This is a genomic window from Actinomadura rupiterrae, assembly GCF_024172125.1.
GTDB classification, from domain to species: domain Bacteria; phylum Actinomycetota; class Actinomycetes; order Streptosporangiales; family Streptosporangiaceae; genus Spirillospora; species Spirillospora rupiterrae.
The window spans coordinates 196,869-210,842 of the sequence record NZ_JAMZEA010000017.1 but is presented as its reverse complement, the minus strand read 5'-3'; the positions used below and the strand labels follow the sequence as shown (position 1 = coordinate 210,842).

Here is a 13,974-nt window from a genome sequence, read left to right as displayed (position 1 = left end):
CATCGCCGCCTACCGTCACCGGCATGCACCACCACGACGCCATCACCATCACCGGAGCCCGCGAGCACAACCTGCGCGACCTCACCCTCGCCCTGCCCAGGCACCGCCTCGTCGCGATCACCGGCGTGTCCGGATCGGGCAAGTCGACCCTGGCCTTCGACACCCTCGCCGCCGAGGCGAACCGGCAGCTCGCCGAGACGCTCCCCTGGTTCGTCCGCGACCGGATGCCCCGCCACCCCCGCCCCGACGCCGACCTGATCGACGGCCTCACCCCCGCCGTCGTCGTCGACCATCGGCCCCCGCGCGGCGGCGCCCGCTCGGTCGTCGGCACCGCCGCCGACATCCTCCCGGTCCTGCGCGTCCTGTACTCCCGCTGCGCCCACCCCGACCCCGCCCACGCGGCCGAACGCCCCGACGCCCGCGAAACCGAGCACGAGGCCGGGCACAAGGCCGGGCACGGCGGTGAACGCGGTGGCGCGGACGGCAGCGAGCCCGCCGCGGGGCGCGGGGGTGAGCCTGCGGCGGGGCCGGCGTCGGCGTTCTCGTTCAACGAGCCCGACGGCATGTGCCCGGCCTGCCACGGCCTCGGCGCCGTCACACGCCTGGACCTGGACGCCTTCCTCGACCGCGACCGCTCCCTGGACGACGGCGCGATCCGCTTCGCGCCGTTCGGCACCGGCACCTGGGTCTGGCAGACCCACGCCCGCTCAGGCCTGTTCGACCCGACCGTTCCGCTGCGCGACTACACCCCCGAGCAGTGGCACACCCTCCTGCACGGCAAGGGCTTCAAGGTGTCGCGGGACGGCGGCGTCGGAGGCGACCGCGGCAACACCTACGAAGGGCTCGCCGACCGGTTCGAGCGCATGTACCTGCGGCGCGACACCGCCGACCAGCCCGCCTCGCACCGCCGCGCCGTCGCCGCCGTCACCACCCGCGGCACCTGCCCCGACTGCGGCGGCGACCGCCTCAACGCTGCTGCCCGCACCGCCCGCATCGCCGGACGCACCCTGCCCGAACTCACCCGCATGGAGACCACCGAGCTCATCGGTGTCCTCACCGGCATCGCCGAACAGCAGGGGCCCGTCGCCGCCGCGATCGCCGAGCACGCCCTCACCCGCCTGCACCGCCTGGCGGACGCCGGGCTCGGCTACCTCACCCTCGGCCGCCCCACCCGCACCCTGTCGGGCGGCGAGGCGCGGCGGCTGAAGGCCGTCCGCTACCTCGGCTCCACCCTCACCGGCCTGACCTACCTGTTCGACGAGCCGTCCACCGGCCTGCACCCCGCCGACGTGGACCGCCTCACCGGGCTGCTGCGGCGGCTGGTCGACCGCGGCAACACCGTCATCGCCGTCGACCACGACCCCGCCGTCATCGCCGCCGCCGACCACGCCGTCGAGCTCGGACCCGGCGCGGGCGAGGACGGCGGACGGCTGCTGTTCAGCGGCGACCTGCCCGCCCTGCGCGCCGCCGCCACCCCCACCGCCCGCGCCCTCACCCGTCCCGCCGTCCTCAACACCGCGCCGCGCCGCCCCACCGGATGGCTCACCGTCGACACCACCGCCGACCTCACCGGCCCGGACGGCCCGGTCCCGCACAACCTGCACCCGGCGACCGTCCGGTTCCCCACCGGCGTGCTCACCTGCGTCACCGGCGTCGCCGGAGCGGGCAAGACCACCCTGGCCGCGCGGCTACTGCCCGCCGCGCACCCCGCGGCGACCGTCGTGGACCAGTCGCCGATCAACGCCTCCCGCCGCGCCAGCCCCGCCACCCACCTCGGGCTGCTCGACCCGATCCGCCGCCTGTTCGCCGCCGCGCACGACACCGACCCCGGCCTGTTCAGCCACAACTCCACCGGCGCCTGCCCCGGCTGCGACGGCGCCGGGACCGTCACCACCGACCTGGCCTTCCTCGACCCCGTCACCACCGCCTGCCGCACCTGCCACGGCACCCGCTACCGCCCCGAGACCGCCCGGTACCCGCTGCGCGGCCACACCATCGCCCAGGTCATGGCCATGACCGCCGCGCAGGCCGCCGAGATCTTCCCCGAACCCGCCGTCCAGGCCCGGCTCACCGCCCTCGACCGCGTCGGCCTCGGCCACCTCACCCTCGGCCGTCCCCTCACCACCCTGTCCGGCGGCGAACGCCAGCGCCTCAAACTCGCCGCCCACCTCCACCGGACCGGACACGCCAAGAACGGGCACGCCAACACCGGGCACGCCAACACCGGACGCGGCGGGACCGGCGCCGCGGCCGGCCTCTACGTCCTGGACGAACCGACCGCCGGACTGCACCGCGACGACGTCACCGCGCTCCTCGCCCTGCTCGACCGGCTCGTCGACGACGGCGCGACCGTCATCACCGTCGAGCACGACCTCGACGTCATCGCCCACGCCGACCACATCATCGAACTCGGCCCCGGCGGCGGCACCCGCGGCGGACGCCTCACCTTCACCGGCCCGCCCGCCGCCCTGCGCGACGACCCCGACTCGCCCACCGCCCCCCACCTGCGCAACGCCACCCGCCCCGCAGGCCGGCCCGCCGCATGACCCACGGGCACGAGCACGGCGTCAGCCGCTGAGCAGGGCGAACAGGCCCGCGCAGGTCAGGCACACCATCACCACCGCCAGCGGCGCCTGCCCCGCCAGCCGCCGCCCCGCCGGGACGGTCCGCAGCGCCAGGTCGTGCGCCGTCGCCGTCCCCGCCATGTGCCCCAGCACGATCGCGTTCACCTGCACCAGCGCGATCACCGACGGCGTCAGCAGCCCGTAGTCGACGACATGGCCCGTCGAGCCCAGCAGGTCCCAGCCCCGCCCCAGCGGATCGCTCGCCAGGATCACCGTGGTCTGCCCCTCCAGCAGGAAGAACGAGAAGTAGTGCGCGACCGTGTACCCCAGCGCGATCGGCAGCAGCGATCCCGCGAACCGGCCCGTCCACTCCCGCGCGTCCTGCCCCGACAACCGCGCACCCGACCACATCGCCGACCAGTACAGCCCGGCGACCACACCCACCGACACCAGCAGGCCCGCCGTCCCCGCCGGGATGTCGGCGGGGTTCACGCTGTCGCGCCAGTACGTCGTGCGCGTCACCCCGTCGAAGCCCGTCGACCCGATCAGCACGCACGCCGCCGCGGCCAGGCCCGGCTCACCCGCCCCGCCGACCAGCCCCGTCAGCGGCGTCCGCCACACCAGCACCCCGTCCGGACGCCGCCCGACCGGGCACATCCGCGCCATCAGCGACGAGTACGCCTCGAACCCGTCGCCCCGGGTGAACCAGTCCCGCCCGAACCACACCGCCAGTCCCGTGTTCACCGCCGCGTACTCGACGACCAGCCACCCGACCAGCCGCGGATCGCTGCGATGCGGCGCGACCAGCTCCAGCCACACAAACCCCAGCAGCCACCCCGCCGCCGGCCACCAGCCCAAACGCTTCGGCAGCGCCCGCACCCCGGCCGGATCCACGCGCGCGACACCGCACAGTGCCGCGTGCAGCGTCCGCAGCGGGTTCACCCGCCGCCACACCGGCCCGAACACCACACTGACCGGCACCAACCCCACCCAGAACGTCACGAACAGCGCCCACGGCGCCAGGTTCCGCGCGTCCGAGGACGGACCCGCGAACGCCACCGCCACCACCGCCGCGGTCAGCACCAGCGCCGCCCAGCGGCCCGCCCAGGTCAGCCACGGCGCGTCCAGCAGCCGCGCCCACCCCGCCGGCAGCGGACGGCCTCCGTCCGGACGCAGCCGCGGCCGCGTCCACGCCACCGTCAGCGCCAGGAACGACACCGCCACCGCCGCGCCACCGCCCGCGATCGCCGTCACCCCGTCCATCGGCAGATCCGTCCGGCCGCCGAGCCCGTGCGCCAGCACACCCCCGCCGCCGCCCGACCCGGCCAGCCGCACGCCCGCCGCGCGCAGCGTCGCCTCGGCGACAACCCCCACGGCTCAGCCCACCTGCAGCTCGAACACGCGCGCGCCCGAATGGTGCAGCTCGGCCTCGAACACCCCCGGCACCGACGCGACCAGCCGCAGCGTCCCCGGACGCCCCGGAGCCAGCTCCAGCTCCCGGTCGTAGCCGTGCAGGTGGAACTCCTCGGCGGCGTCGCTGGTCACCGTGATCTGCACCGTCGCGCCCCGGTGCACCTTCACCGTCCGGGACGGCGGGACGACCCGGCCCTTCACCACCGACACCCGCACCTCGACCACCCCGGCCCCAGCCGGCGGCGCTCCCGAAGGGCTCACCGGCGCCGGCGCGGAACCCGAAGGCGCGACGCCGCCGTCCGCATGCGGAGCGGGCTTCCCGCACCCCGCCGCCAGCAGCAGCACCAGTGCCCCCGCCGTCACCGGCCCTCTCAACGCACGCACGAGGCTCCTCCTCCGACTGAACCGAAAACCACCGGGCGGTGACCGGAACGGAAAACGCCCAGGTGCCGCACACCACACGATGTGACACTAGACAATGACACATTCGATGCTGGCATACTCCGGCCGGTGGGTGGAATCACACCCCCACACGCAAGGAGCAGGCAAAGGGAGCAACCGTGCTGGACCAACTGACCCACAGCGGCGCGCAGGCCGCCGCGCGCGCGATCGGCCACCCGGCCACCGCGCACCTGGCGCGCCACCTCCTCGCGCACCCCGCCCTGGCCGAACAGGACAAACCCGCCGGCGGCGCCGCCGTCGACCAGGTGTTCATCGCCTCCGGCGCCGCCGCCGTCCTCACCGCCGTGCTGCTGGTGCTCGGCTGGGGCCACCGCAGCGGACGCCTCACCTGGCTCACCCGCGCCGCCGCCCTCGCCGAACGCGGCCCCGGCCGCGGACTGCCCGGCTGGGCCGCCCTGCCCACCGCGTTCGCGCTCGGCTCCCTGCTCACCGCACTGCTCGGCATGTACTGGGACATCTCCCTGCACATCTCCCACGGACGCGACGTCGGCCCCCTGGCCAACATCGCCCACTACCCGATCCTGCTCGGCCTGTTCGGCATCTTCACCTCCGGCGTCCTCGCCGTCGTGCTGCCGCTGAACGGCGAACGCCCCGGCACCGCCGCCGTCCGGATCACCCGCACCTGGTACGCGCCCGCCGGCGGCGTCCTGCTCGCCGGAACCGGCTTCTACGCCCTGCTCGGCTTCCCCCTGGACGACGTATGGCACCGCATCTTCGGCCAGGACGTCACCCTCTGGGGCCCCACCCACCTGATGCTCATCGGCGGCGCCGGGCTCTCCCTGGTCGCCATGATGATCCTCGAACGCGAAGGCCGCCGCGCCCACGCCGCCGCCAAACCGGCCGCGACCGGGAGCACCACGACCGGGGAGGCCGCGACCGGGGGCGACGTGCGGCCGGACGCGCCCGCCTGGCTCCGCTGGGTCCGCCGCGGCATGCTGTCGGGCGGCCTGCTCATCGGGCTGTCGGTGTTCCAGGCCGAGTACGACTTCGGCGTCCCGCAGTTCCGGCTCGTCCACCAGCCGCTGCTGATCGCCGTCGCCGCCGGATGCGCCCTGGTCTGCGCCCGCCTGTGGGCCGGACGCGGCGCCGCGCTGTTCGCCACCGCGTTCTACATGCTCGTCCGCGGCGGGGTGTCACTGGTCGTCGCCGGCGTCATCGGCGAGCTGTGGGCCGCCGTCCCGCTGTACTTCGCCGAGGCCCTGTGCGTCGAGATCGCCGCGCTCGCCCTGGCCCGCCGCCCGCTCGCCCTCGGCGCGGTGTCCGGCGTGCTCATCGGCACCGCCGGGTTCGCCGCCGAGTTCGCCTGGACGCACCTGGCGTTCCGCCTGCCCTGGACCGGCGACATCGCCGCCGAGGGCGCCGCCATGGCGGTCGTCGGCGGCGTCGCCGGCGGCCTGTGCGGCGCGCTGCTCGCCGAAGGGCTCCAGGGCCGCCTTCCCGGACGCCGCGCCCCCGGACGCAACACCCCCGCCCTGGCCCGGACGCTGTTCGCCGCCTCCCTCGCCGCGTTCGCCGCCGCGATGGCCAACTGCCAGGTGTTCATCGTCCCGCACGGCCAGACCGCCACCCTCACCCTCACCGGCGTGCACGGCACCGGCCTGGACCGCACCGCCGACGTCCGGCTCGAACTCACCCCCCGCACCGGCATCGACCACCCCTCCTGGGTCGCCATCACCGCCTGGCAGGGCAAGGGCCTGCACGTCGAGCAGCTCCACAAGGACGCCCCCGGCGTCTACCGCACCCGCGTCCCCGCCCCCATCGGCGGCCAGTGGAAGACCCTCATCCGCTTCCACGACGGACGCGAACTCGCCGCCGTCCCGGTCTACCTCCCGCACGACAAGGCCATCAACGCCCCCGAACTGCCCGCCCAGCCGCACGTCACCCGCCCCGTCACCGGCGAGCGCCACATCCTGCAGCGCGAGCTGAAGACCGGCCTGCCGCCGTGGCTGTGGGCCGCGTGCTCGGCCGTCGTCCTCGCCTGCACCTTGATCCTGCTGATCTCGCTCGGCTGGGGCGTCGCGCGCATCGCCCGCATCCTCCCCGAACCCGCCCGGCCCGCCCGCACGCCCGAGAAAGTCGGCACATGACCGCCGCGCCGCTCGCCACGCACTCGGCCGTCACCGCCATCCCGTTCTTCATCCCCACCTTCGTCGTCGTCGCGGTGATCGCGTTCATCATCTGGCGCGACCGCCGCACCCCCGACGACCCCGACACCACCGAGACCGCCGAGGCCGCCGAGGCCGCCGAGGCCGCCGAGGCCGCCGAGACGTCAGACGCGCCCGAGGCTGCGGACGGCCACGAAGATCATTCCGGTGAGGGCGGTGGCCCGGACCTGCGCACCCTCTCGTAGGGTGGGCGTTCCATGAGCACCAACGCACCCTCCGGACCCGGCCCCGGCGCGTCCGGGAGCTACCTGGACGGCCTGTTCTCCCTCCGCGGCCGGGTCGCGGTGGTCACCGGCGGAAGCTCCGGCATCGGACGCGCCATCGCCGAGGCGCTCGCCCGCGCCGGAGCCTCCGTCGTCGTCCTGGCCCGCCGCGAGACCGAACTGGATGCCACCGTCGCCGACCTCACCGCCCTCGGCTGCCGCGCCGCGCGCGTCAGCGCCGACCTGGCCGACCGCGACGCGCTCGCCGCCGCCGCCGACCGGGCCGCCGAACCGTTCGGCGAACCCGACATCCTCGTCAACGCCGCCGGGATCAACCTGCGGCCACCGATGGGCGACCTCACCCCCCAGGTGTGGGACACCACCATGGCCGTCAACCTCGACGCGCCGCACCTGCTCAGCCAGCGCTACGCCCCCGGCATGGCCGAACGCGGCTACGGACGCCTCATCCACCTCACCTCGCAGCAGGCCTACCGGGCGTTCGTCTCCAGCGGCGCCTACGGGGTGTCCAAGGCCGGACTCGCCGCCCTCGCCCGCTCCCAGGCCGAAGCCTGGTCACCGCACGGCGTCACCGCCAACACCCTGGTCCCCGGCTTCGTCCTCACCCCGCTCAACCAGCGCCTCCAGGACGACCCCGACCTCGTCCAGGCGCTCGCCGCCCGCACCTTCACCGGACGCAACGGCATCGCCGAGGACTTCGCCGGAGCCGCGGTGTTCCTCGCCTCCGCCGCGTCCGGCTACGTCACCGGGCAGGCGCTGTTCGTCGACGGCGGCTTCTCCACCCACTGACACCCGCCCGGCACCACCGGCCCGCCCGACCCCGGCGGACCGCCCGGACGACGCCGCCTCGCCCCGCTCAGCGCGCGCCGTGCTCGACGGCCAACCCGTCGATCCGGCGCGCCGCGTCGAAGTCCAGATGCGTCAGCCCGCCCTCGCTGTGCGTGCTGAGCGTGAAAGTGACCTTCGTCCACCGCACGTCGATGTCGGGATGGTGGTTCGCCTCCTCGGCGTCCGCCGCCACCGCCACCACCAGCTCGATCCCCGCCGCGAACGACGGCGCCTCGAACTCCCGGCGGATCTCCCGCCCGTCCAGGCTCCACCCCGGCAGCTCCTTCAGCCGCCCGGCGACCGCGGCCTCGTCCAGCAGGTCCGGCATCGTTCCCCCTTCGCCGACGCGGCGACCGCCCCGGCGGCGGCCGCCCTCCCTCCCGAGTACATCACCCGCGCGCCGTCAGGTCGTAGACCGTCACCCCTCCCAACGTCCGCGCGGTGAAGTTCGCCTGCACCCACGCGGCTATCCGCTGCGCGTCATCGCTCCCGCCGGACGACCCGCCCCCGCGCATCCCCGGCATCGCCCCGCCGATGAAGTAGTGGATCCGCTCGGCCGCCACCAGCTGCCGGAACCGCTCCAGCGACGGCGCCGGATCGGTCCCGTTGAACCCGCCGACCGCCATCACCGGACGCCCCGACGCCAGCTGGTACCCGGCCGCGTTGTTCGACCCGACCACCGCAGCGGCCCACGTGAACGACGACGCGTCCTGCCTCAACGCCGACACCAGCGCCGCCGGCGGCCTCGCCGCGCCCAGCAGACCGCCCGGACCACCACGCATCCCACGGCCCGGCCCTCCGAACGCCGGCCGCGTCGATCCCTGCTGACCGGGCGGCGGGCCGCCGAACCCTCCGCCCGGTAGCGCCTGCGAACCAGCCCCCTTGAAGCCTCCGCCGCCAGGCATCACGTTCGGCACGCCAACCGGCGCCCCGCCAGGTGCGCCGCTGCGGCTCCAGGGGCCCTGACCGCCGCGCTTCCGCATCCGGACGCCGAACCCGCCCGGCCCGCGCCCGCTGGACGGACCGGCCGTCACGATCGCACCCTCATGCGGCGTGGACGCGGTGTCCAGCGCATACGCCACCGGCCCCGCGAACACCGTCACCACCGACGCCGCCACCATCCCACCGGCCAGCACCCGACCCGCGCGACCGCTCCTGAGCTCACGCTCGTCCGACGCCGACACCGCGATCAGCACCAGGGACGCCAGCGCCGCCACGACCACCACCGCCGTCAGCCAGGAGTGCCACCGCGGCGTCCGGTGCAGCAGCACGCACGCCCACACCGCCGACACCACCACCGTCCCGGCCAGCACCCCCGCCCACGCCGGGACCCGGCGGCGCGGCCACAGCAGGCCCGCGCCCAGCCCCATCAGCGCCGCGACCGCCGGAGCCAGCGCCACCGTGTAGTACTCGTGGAAGATCCCGCGCATCAGGCTGAACACCAGCCCGGTCACCAGCAGCCACCCGCCCCACACCAGCAGCGCCGCCCGCGCCGGGCCCGTCCGCGGCGACCGCCGCACCGCCCGCAGACCCGCAGCGAGCAGCATCAGCGCCGCCGGGAGCAGCCACGCGACCTGCCCGCCGACCGAAGGCCCGAACATCCGCAGCCAGCCCGCGTCCTGGTCGGTGTTGCCGAGCCCGCCGGTCTCGTTCCCGTCCAACCGACCCAGCCCGTTGTAGCCGAGCGCCAGCTCCAGCACGCTGTTGTGCTGCGACCCGCCGATATAGGGCCGGGACGACGCCGGGACCAGCGCCACCACCGCCACCCACCAGCCCGCCGACACCACCAGCACCCCGGCCGCCGCCACCAGCTGCCACAACCTCCGGCGCAGCGGCGCCGGCGCCGCCAGCAGGTACACCAGCGCGAACACCGGCAGCACCAGGAACGCCTGCAGCATCTTCGCCAGGAAACCCGACCCGACCGCGGCCGCCGCGACCAGCAGCCACCCCGTCGAGGCGCGCTCCTGCGCCCGCACCAGCGCATAGGCGCCGACGCTCAGCAGCAGCACCAGCAGCGCGTCCGGGTTGTCGAACCGGAACATCAGCACCGCCACCGGCGTCACCGCCAGCACCGCCCCCGCCAGCAACCCCGCACCGGACGCGACCCCACGCCCGACCTCGCCCACCAGCGCCCGCCGCACCGCCGCATGCACGACCGCGACCGTCCCGACGCCCATCAGCGCCTGCGGAACCAGCAGGCTCCAGGCGTTCACCCCGAACACCCGCGCCGACAGCGCCATCGGCCACAGCGCCAGCGGCGTCTTGTCCACCGTGATCGCGCCCGCCGCGTCAGACGCGCCGAAGAACATCGCCTTCCAGCTCACCGACCCGGCCTGCGCCGCCGCCGCGTAGAACGCGTTCGCCCACCCCGAGGCGCCCAGCCCCCACAGGTACAGGACGGCCGTCGCCGCCAGCAGCACCCACAACCCCGGACGCCCCCACCCCGGATCGTCCCTATCACCGCGCAGCACGCGCCGCGCCCACGCACGCCGCCCGCCGTCCGGACGCACCGCCGCGTTCTCCTGCGCCACCGTCGCCGTCATCTCGTCCCCTCCTGTCATGACCGCGCGGGCCCGGCTCCGCCACGACGCCCCGCACCGGACGGAACCGGACCCGCGCACCGATCCACGCTCAGCCGAGCCGGTACAGCTGCGCCGACCCGCCTCCCATCGGCCCACCAGCACCAGGCGCCGAGGACGTGGAGGTTCCGCCGTACTCGGCGGGCTGCACGAGCGTCCCGTGCTGCCGCACCCACGCCGCGACCGCCTCGGACGTCCCGCGCCCGCCCGGGCCCATCCCGCCCTCCGACAGCACGATGTAGCGCAGCTTCCCGCTCCGCACGTAGGACTGGAGCTTGCCCACCGTCATCGCGTTGTCGGTCCCGGTGAACCCGCCCATCGCGATCACCGGACGCCCGGTCCGCAGGATGACCGACGCCGCCGCCTGCGCGTTCCCGACCGCCACCAGCCACTGCGCGCCGTCCTGGTGCTTCCGCAGGTAGGCGACCATCTGCTCGCTCACCTCACCACCGGGCCCGCCGAACCCGCGCCGTCCGCCCAGCGACGGCCGCTCACCCGAAGCCGCCCCGCCTGGCGGCTGCCCGAACCCCGGGAAACCCCCCTGACCAGGCTGCCCCGGCTGGCCGCCTTGGCCGGACGAGCCGTTCTGACCCGGCCAGCCGTTCGAGCCCGGCGGCATAGGCATGCCGCCGAAACCGCGCAGGAACCCCCGGCCCGCCTTACCGCCCGGCCCGAACCCGCGTCCGGAATCCGGACCGGCCAGCGGATTGGTCCCCTCCACCGGCTTGGACGCCGCCGACGCCGCGAACGCGCCCGGCCCCGCCAACCCCGCGACCAGCGCCAACGCCAGCCCGGCCAGCATGAACGGAACCCCCGCACGCCGCATCAACCGCCCTGCGGCCAGGTTCGCCACCGCCAGCACCGTCACCGCCGCCACCAGCCACCGCAGCGCCGGATACCAGTGCGGCGTCCGGTCCAGCAGCACGAACGCCCACGCGCCGGTCGCCGCGACCGCAGCCACCAGCACCCACGACCACGCCGCCGACCGCCGGTACGCACCGACCAGCAGGACCGTCCCGCCGCCCACCAGCGCCGCGACCGCCGGAGCCATAGCCGTCGTGTAGTACGGATGGAAGGTGCCCTCGGAGAAGCTGAACACCACGAAGTGCACCGCCAGCCACACGCCCCACAGCACCAGCGCCGCCCGCACCAGATCCGTGCGCGGACGCCGCCACACCAGAACCAGCCCGGCCACCAGCGCGATCGCCGCGAACGGCAGCAGCCACGAGATCTGACCGCCCAGCTCGGCCGCGAACATCCGGCCGATACCCGACCGCCCGCCGAAACCGCCGCCGAAACCGCCCCGCGGACGGTTCTGCGCCGCGTCCCCGGCCCGCTGCGCGAACTCCCGGAACGCCTCCGCGCCCGCCCCGCCGCGCCCGCCGCGGTCCTGGCCGAACACCCGGCCCAGACCGTTGTAGCCGATCACCAGGTCCCACACCGTGCCGTCGGTGCTGCCCCCGATGTAGGGACGCTTCGACGCCGGGATCAGATCGACCACGACCATCCACATTCCCGCCGACACCACCAGCGCCGCGCCCGCCGCCAGCAGGTGCAGGACGCGCCGTCCCAGCGCCGGCGGCCCGAACAGCAGGTACGCCACCGCCAGCGCGGGCAGCGCGATGAACGCCTGCAGCATCTTGGTGTTGAACCCGCAGCCGACGAAGAACGCCGCCGCGACCAGCCACCGCAGCCGCCCGTCCTCCAGCGCCCGCATCGTCGCCCACGCCGCCGCGACCAGCAGCAGCGTCAGCAGCGTGTCGGGGTTGTCGTCCCGGTTGATCGCCACCGTGATCGGCGTCAGCGTCAGCACCCCGGCCGCCAGCAGCCCCGCCGCCGGACCGAACGCCCGCCGCACCGTCACGTGAAGCAGCGCCACCGCCGCCACACCCTCGACCACCTGCGGCAGCAGCAGGCTCCACGACCCGAACCCGATCACCCGCGCGAACAGGCCCATCACCCACAGCGCCATCGGCGGCTTGTCGACGGTGATGAACGACCCGGCGTCCAGCGAACCGAAGAAGAACGCCTTCCAGCTTTGCGTCCCGCTCTTCACCGCCGCCGCGTAGTAGGAGTTCGCATCGCCGCTCTTGGACAGCCCCCACGCATAGAGCACGGCCGCCAGAGCCAGAACGGCCCACAATCCCGGACGCACCCACACCGGATCGTCCTGCGGCCCGAGCAGCAGCCGTCCCACCCGTCCGCGCCGGGAGGCAGCCGCCCGGGACGCCCCCTCCGACGCACCGGCCGTCACCGTCGCGCTCATCGCCCAGCCTCCTCAACGCCCGCCCCGGCACCGGCCCCAGCCGAGTCAGCGCCACCGGAAACGTCCACACTGGTCACGTCCACACCAGACACGCTGGCCGTGCCGGACACGCCGGACGTGCCGGGCGGACGGGGTGCGCGGCCCTGGCGGCGCGGATGGAAGATCCATGCGCGCATCAGCAGGAACCGCACCAGCGTCGCCAGCGCGTTCGCCACCACCATCGCCGCGACCTCCACCCACCGGGACGGACGCGTCACCGTCGCATGCAGCAGCGCCAGCCCGCCGGTGCTCAACCCCAGCCCGAGCAGGAACGTCAACCCGCCCTCGACCTGGTGCCGCACCGCCCGGTGCGCCCCGGTCACCCCGAAGGTGAACCGGCGGTTCGCCGCGGTGTTCCCGACCGTCGTCACCACCAGCGACAGCGCGTTCGCCGCCAGGGGCCCCATCACCAGCCGCAGCAGCACGAACAGCACCAGCTGCGCGACCGTGCTCACCACACCGATCACCGCGAACACCGGAAGCTGCCGCCGCATCCCCGCCGGAAGCCCGCCCTCGCCCTCGCGCGTCCGGGCGTCCGGCCGGCCCGGCACCGGGGCGCCGAAACCGCCGGTCAGCATCCGGCGTCCCACCCGCGCCATCCCCCTCAGATCGTCCAGCGCCGTCCGCAGCACCTCCACCCGGCTGTCCGGATCGTCCACCCAGTCCACCGGCACCTCGTGGATCCGCAGCCCGGTCCGCTCGGCCAGCAGCAGCAGCTCGGTGTCGAAGAACCACTCCTGGTCCTCCACCACCGGCAGCAGCGCCTGCACGACCTCGGTCCGGCCCGCCTTGAACCCGCACTGCGCGTCGGAGAACCGCGCCGCCAGCGTCGCCCGCAGCAGCAGGTTGTAGCAGCGCGAGATCACCTCCCGGCGCGGCCCGCGCACCACCGCCGACCCGCGCGACAGCCGCGACCCGATCGCCAGGTCGCTGTGCCCGGAGATCAGCGGCGCCACCAGCGGCAGGAACGCGTCCAGATCCGTCGACAGGTCCACGTCCATGTAGGCGACCACGTCGGCGTCCGAGTCAGACCAGACCCGGCGCAGCGCCCGGCCCCGGCCCTTGCCGTCCAGGTGCACCGCCCGCACGTGCCGCAGCTCGGCGCCCAGCTCCTCGGCGAGCCGCCACGTCCCGTCGGTGCTGGCGTTGTCGGCGACGGTGATCCGCCACCGGTAGGGGAAGGTGTCGCTCAGGTAGGCGTGCAGCCGCCGGACGCTGGCGGCCAGCACGCGCTCCTCGTTGTGGACGGGTATCACGACCTCGACCAGCCGCCCCCGCCCGCCCGGCTCCCCCTCGGGACGCCCCGCAGCAGGCGGCGCCGCGGCCGGGCCGGCCGTGCTCCGCGTGGTGACCAGGTGACTCATGCGACCACCGTCGGCACCCGGCGTGGGAGGCCGCTGAGGCCCGCCTTAACGGCACATGAGAAAGCCGCCCCCG

The 13,974-nt window shown here is 75.0% G+C and carries 10 protein-coding genes; 4 read left to right on the top strand and 6 right to left on the bottom strand.

The genetic code is table 11. From position 1 onward, the window contains the following. The first annotated feature begins 23 nt into the window (after positions 1-23). A complete protein-coding gene (locus tag FHU30_RS46735; protein WP_301324440.1) occupies positions 24-2,546 on the top strand; it encodes an ATP-binding cassette domain-containing protein in 2,523 nt (840 codons plus the stop codon). Between the two features lie 21 nt (positions 2,547-2,567). Here the strand turns inward: FHU30_RS46735 and FHU30_RS42570 are convergent, their stop codons facing one another. Continuing rightward, positions 2,568-3,938, bottom strand: coding sequence for a hypothetical protein (locus FHU30_RS42570; RefSeq protein WP_253883425.1), 1,371 nt, complete (start codon positions 3,936-3,938; stop codon positions 2,568-2,570). Positions 3,939-3,941: 3 nt separating this feature from the next. Continuing rightward, positions 3,942-4,361 carry a cupredoxin domain-containing protein gene (locus FHU30_RS46730; protein WP_301324439.1) on the bottom strand — a complete coding sequence of 140 codons (420 nt, stop codon included), beginning with the start codon at positions 4,359-4,361 and terminating at the stop codon, positions 3,942-3,944. Positions 4,362-4,537: 176 nt separating this feature from the next. Here FHU30_RS46730 and FHU30_RS42560 point away from each other — a divergent pair, with 176 nt between their 5' ends. From FHU30_RS42560 to FHU30_RS42550, 3 genes are read left to right on the top strand one after another with little or no spacing between them, the layout of a single operon-like run. Continuing rightward, positions 4,538-6,526: a hypothetical protein gene (locus FHU30_RS42560; RefSeq protein WP_253883424.1), complete on the top strand. Its 1,989-nt coding sequence runs from the start codon at positions 4,538-4,540 to the stop codon at positions 6,524-6,526. Next, on the top strand, positions 6,523-6,789 hold the full coding sequence (locus tag FHU30_RS42555) for a hypothetical protein (protein ID WP_253883423.1): 267 nt from the start codon (positions 6,523-6,525) through the stop codon (positions 6,787-6,789). The genes FHU30_RS42560 and FHU30_RS42555 overlap by 4 nt, the downstream gene beginning before the upstream one ends. 12 nt (positions 6,790-6,801) lie before the next feature. After that, positions 6,802-7,614 (top strand): SDR family NAD(P)-dependent oxidoreductase, encoded by an 813-nt coding sequence (locus tag FHU30_RS42550; protein ID WP_253883422.1) that lies wholly within the window; start codon positions 6,802-6,804, stop codon positions 7,612-7,614. Between the two features lie 67 nt (positions 7,615-7,681). Here FHU30_RS42550 and FHU30_RS42545 read toward each other — a convergent pair whose 3' ends face one another. The 4 genes from FHU30_RS42545 to FHU30_RS42530 form a co-directional block, all read right to left on the bottom strand. Continuing rightward, positions 7,682-7,981 (bottom strand): 4a-hydroxytetrahydrobiopterin dehydratase, encoded by a 300-nt coding sequence (locus FHU30_RS42545; protein WP_253883421.1) that lies wholly within the window; start codon positions 7,979-7,981, stop codon positions 7,682-7,684. A 61-nt stretch (positions 7,982-8,042) separates the two neighbouring features. Further along, on the bottom strand, positions 8,043-10,196 hold the full coding sequence (locus tag FHU30_RS42540) for a mannosyltransferase YkcB-related protein (protein WP_253883419.1): 2,154 nt from the start codon (positions 10,194-10,196) through the stop codon (positions 8,043-8,045). A gap of 88 nt (positions 10,197-10,284) precedes the next feature. Further along, the gene (locus FHU30_RS42535) at positions 10,285-12,498 is read right to left on the bottom strand and encodes a glycosyltransferase family 39 protein (protein ID WP_253883418.1); all 2,214 of its coding nucleotides are present in this window, start codon (positions 12,496-12,498) and stop codon (positions 10,285-10,287) included. Next, on the bottom strand, positions 12,495-13,901 hold the full coding sequence (locus FHU30_RS42530) for a bifunctional glycosyltransferase family 2/GtrA family protein (protein WP_253883417.1): 1,407 nt from the start codon (positions 13,899-13,901) through the stop codon (positions 12,495-12,497). The genes FHU30_RS42535 and FHU30_RS42530 overlap by 4 nt, the downstream gene beginning before the upstream one ends. Positions 13,902-13,974 lie beyond the last annotated feature (73 nt).

Bases quoted from the DNA above. Each gene is read 5' to 3' on its own strand.
- FHU30_RS46735 (WP_301324440.1), top strand. From the start codon at position 24: ATGCACCACCACGACGCCATCACCATCACCGGAGCCCGCGAGCACAAC.
- FHU30_RS42555 (WP_253883423.1), top strand. From the start codon at position 6,523: ATGACCGCCGCGCCGCTCGCCACGCACTCGGCCGTCACCGCCATCCCG.
- FHU30_RS42550 (WP_253883422.1), top strand. From the start codon at position 6,802: ATGAGCACCAACGCACCCTCCGGACCCGGCCCCGGCGCGTCCGGGAGC.
- FHU30_RS42545 (WP_253883421.1), bottom strand. From the start codon at position 7,981: ATGCCGGACCTGCTGGACGAGGCCGCGGTCGCCGGGCGGCTGAAGGAG.
- FHU30_RS42540 (WP_253883419.1), bottom strand. From the start codon at position 10,196: ATGACGGCGACGGTGGCGCAGGAGAACGCGGCGGTGCGTCCGGACGGC.
- FHU30_RS42535 (WP_253883418.1), bottom strand. From the start codon at position 12,498: ATGAGCGCGACGGTGACGGCCGGTGCGTCGGAGGGGGCGTCCCGGGCG.
- FHU30_RS42530 (WP_253883417.1), bottom strand. From the start codon at position 13,901: ATGAGTCACCTGGTCACCACGCGGAGCACGGCCGGCCCGGCCGCGGCG.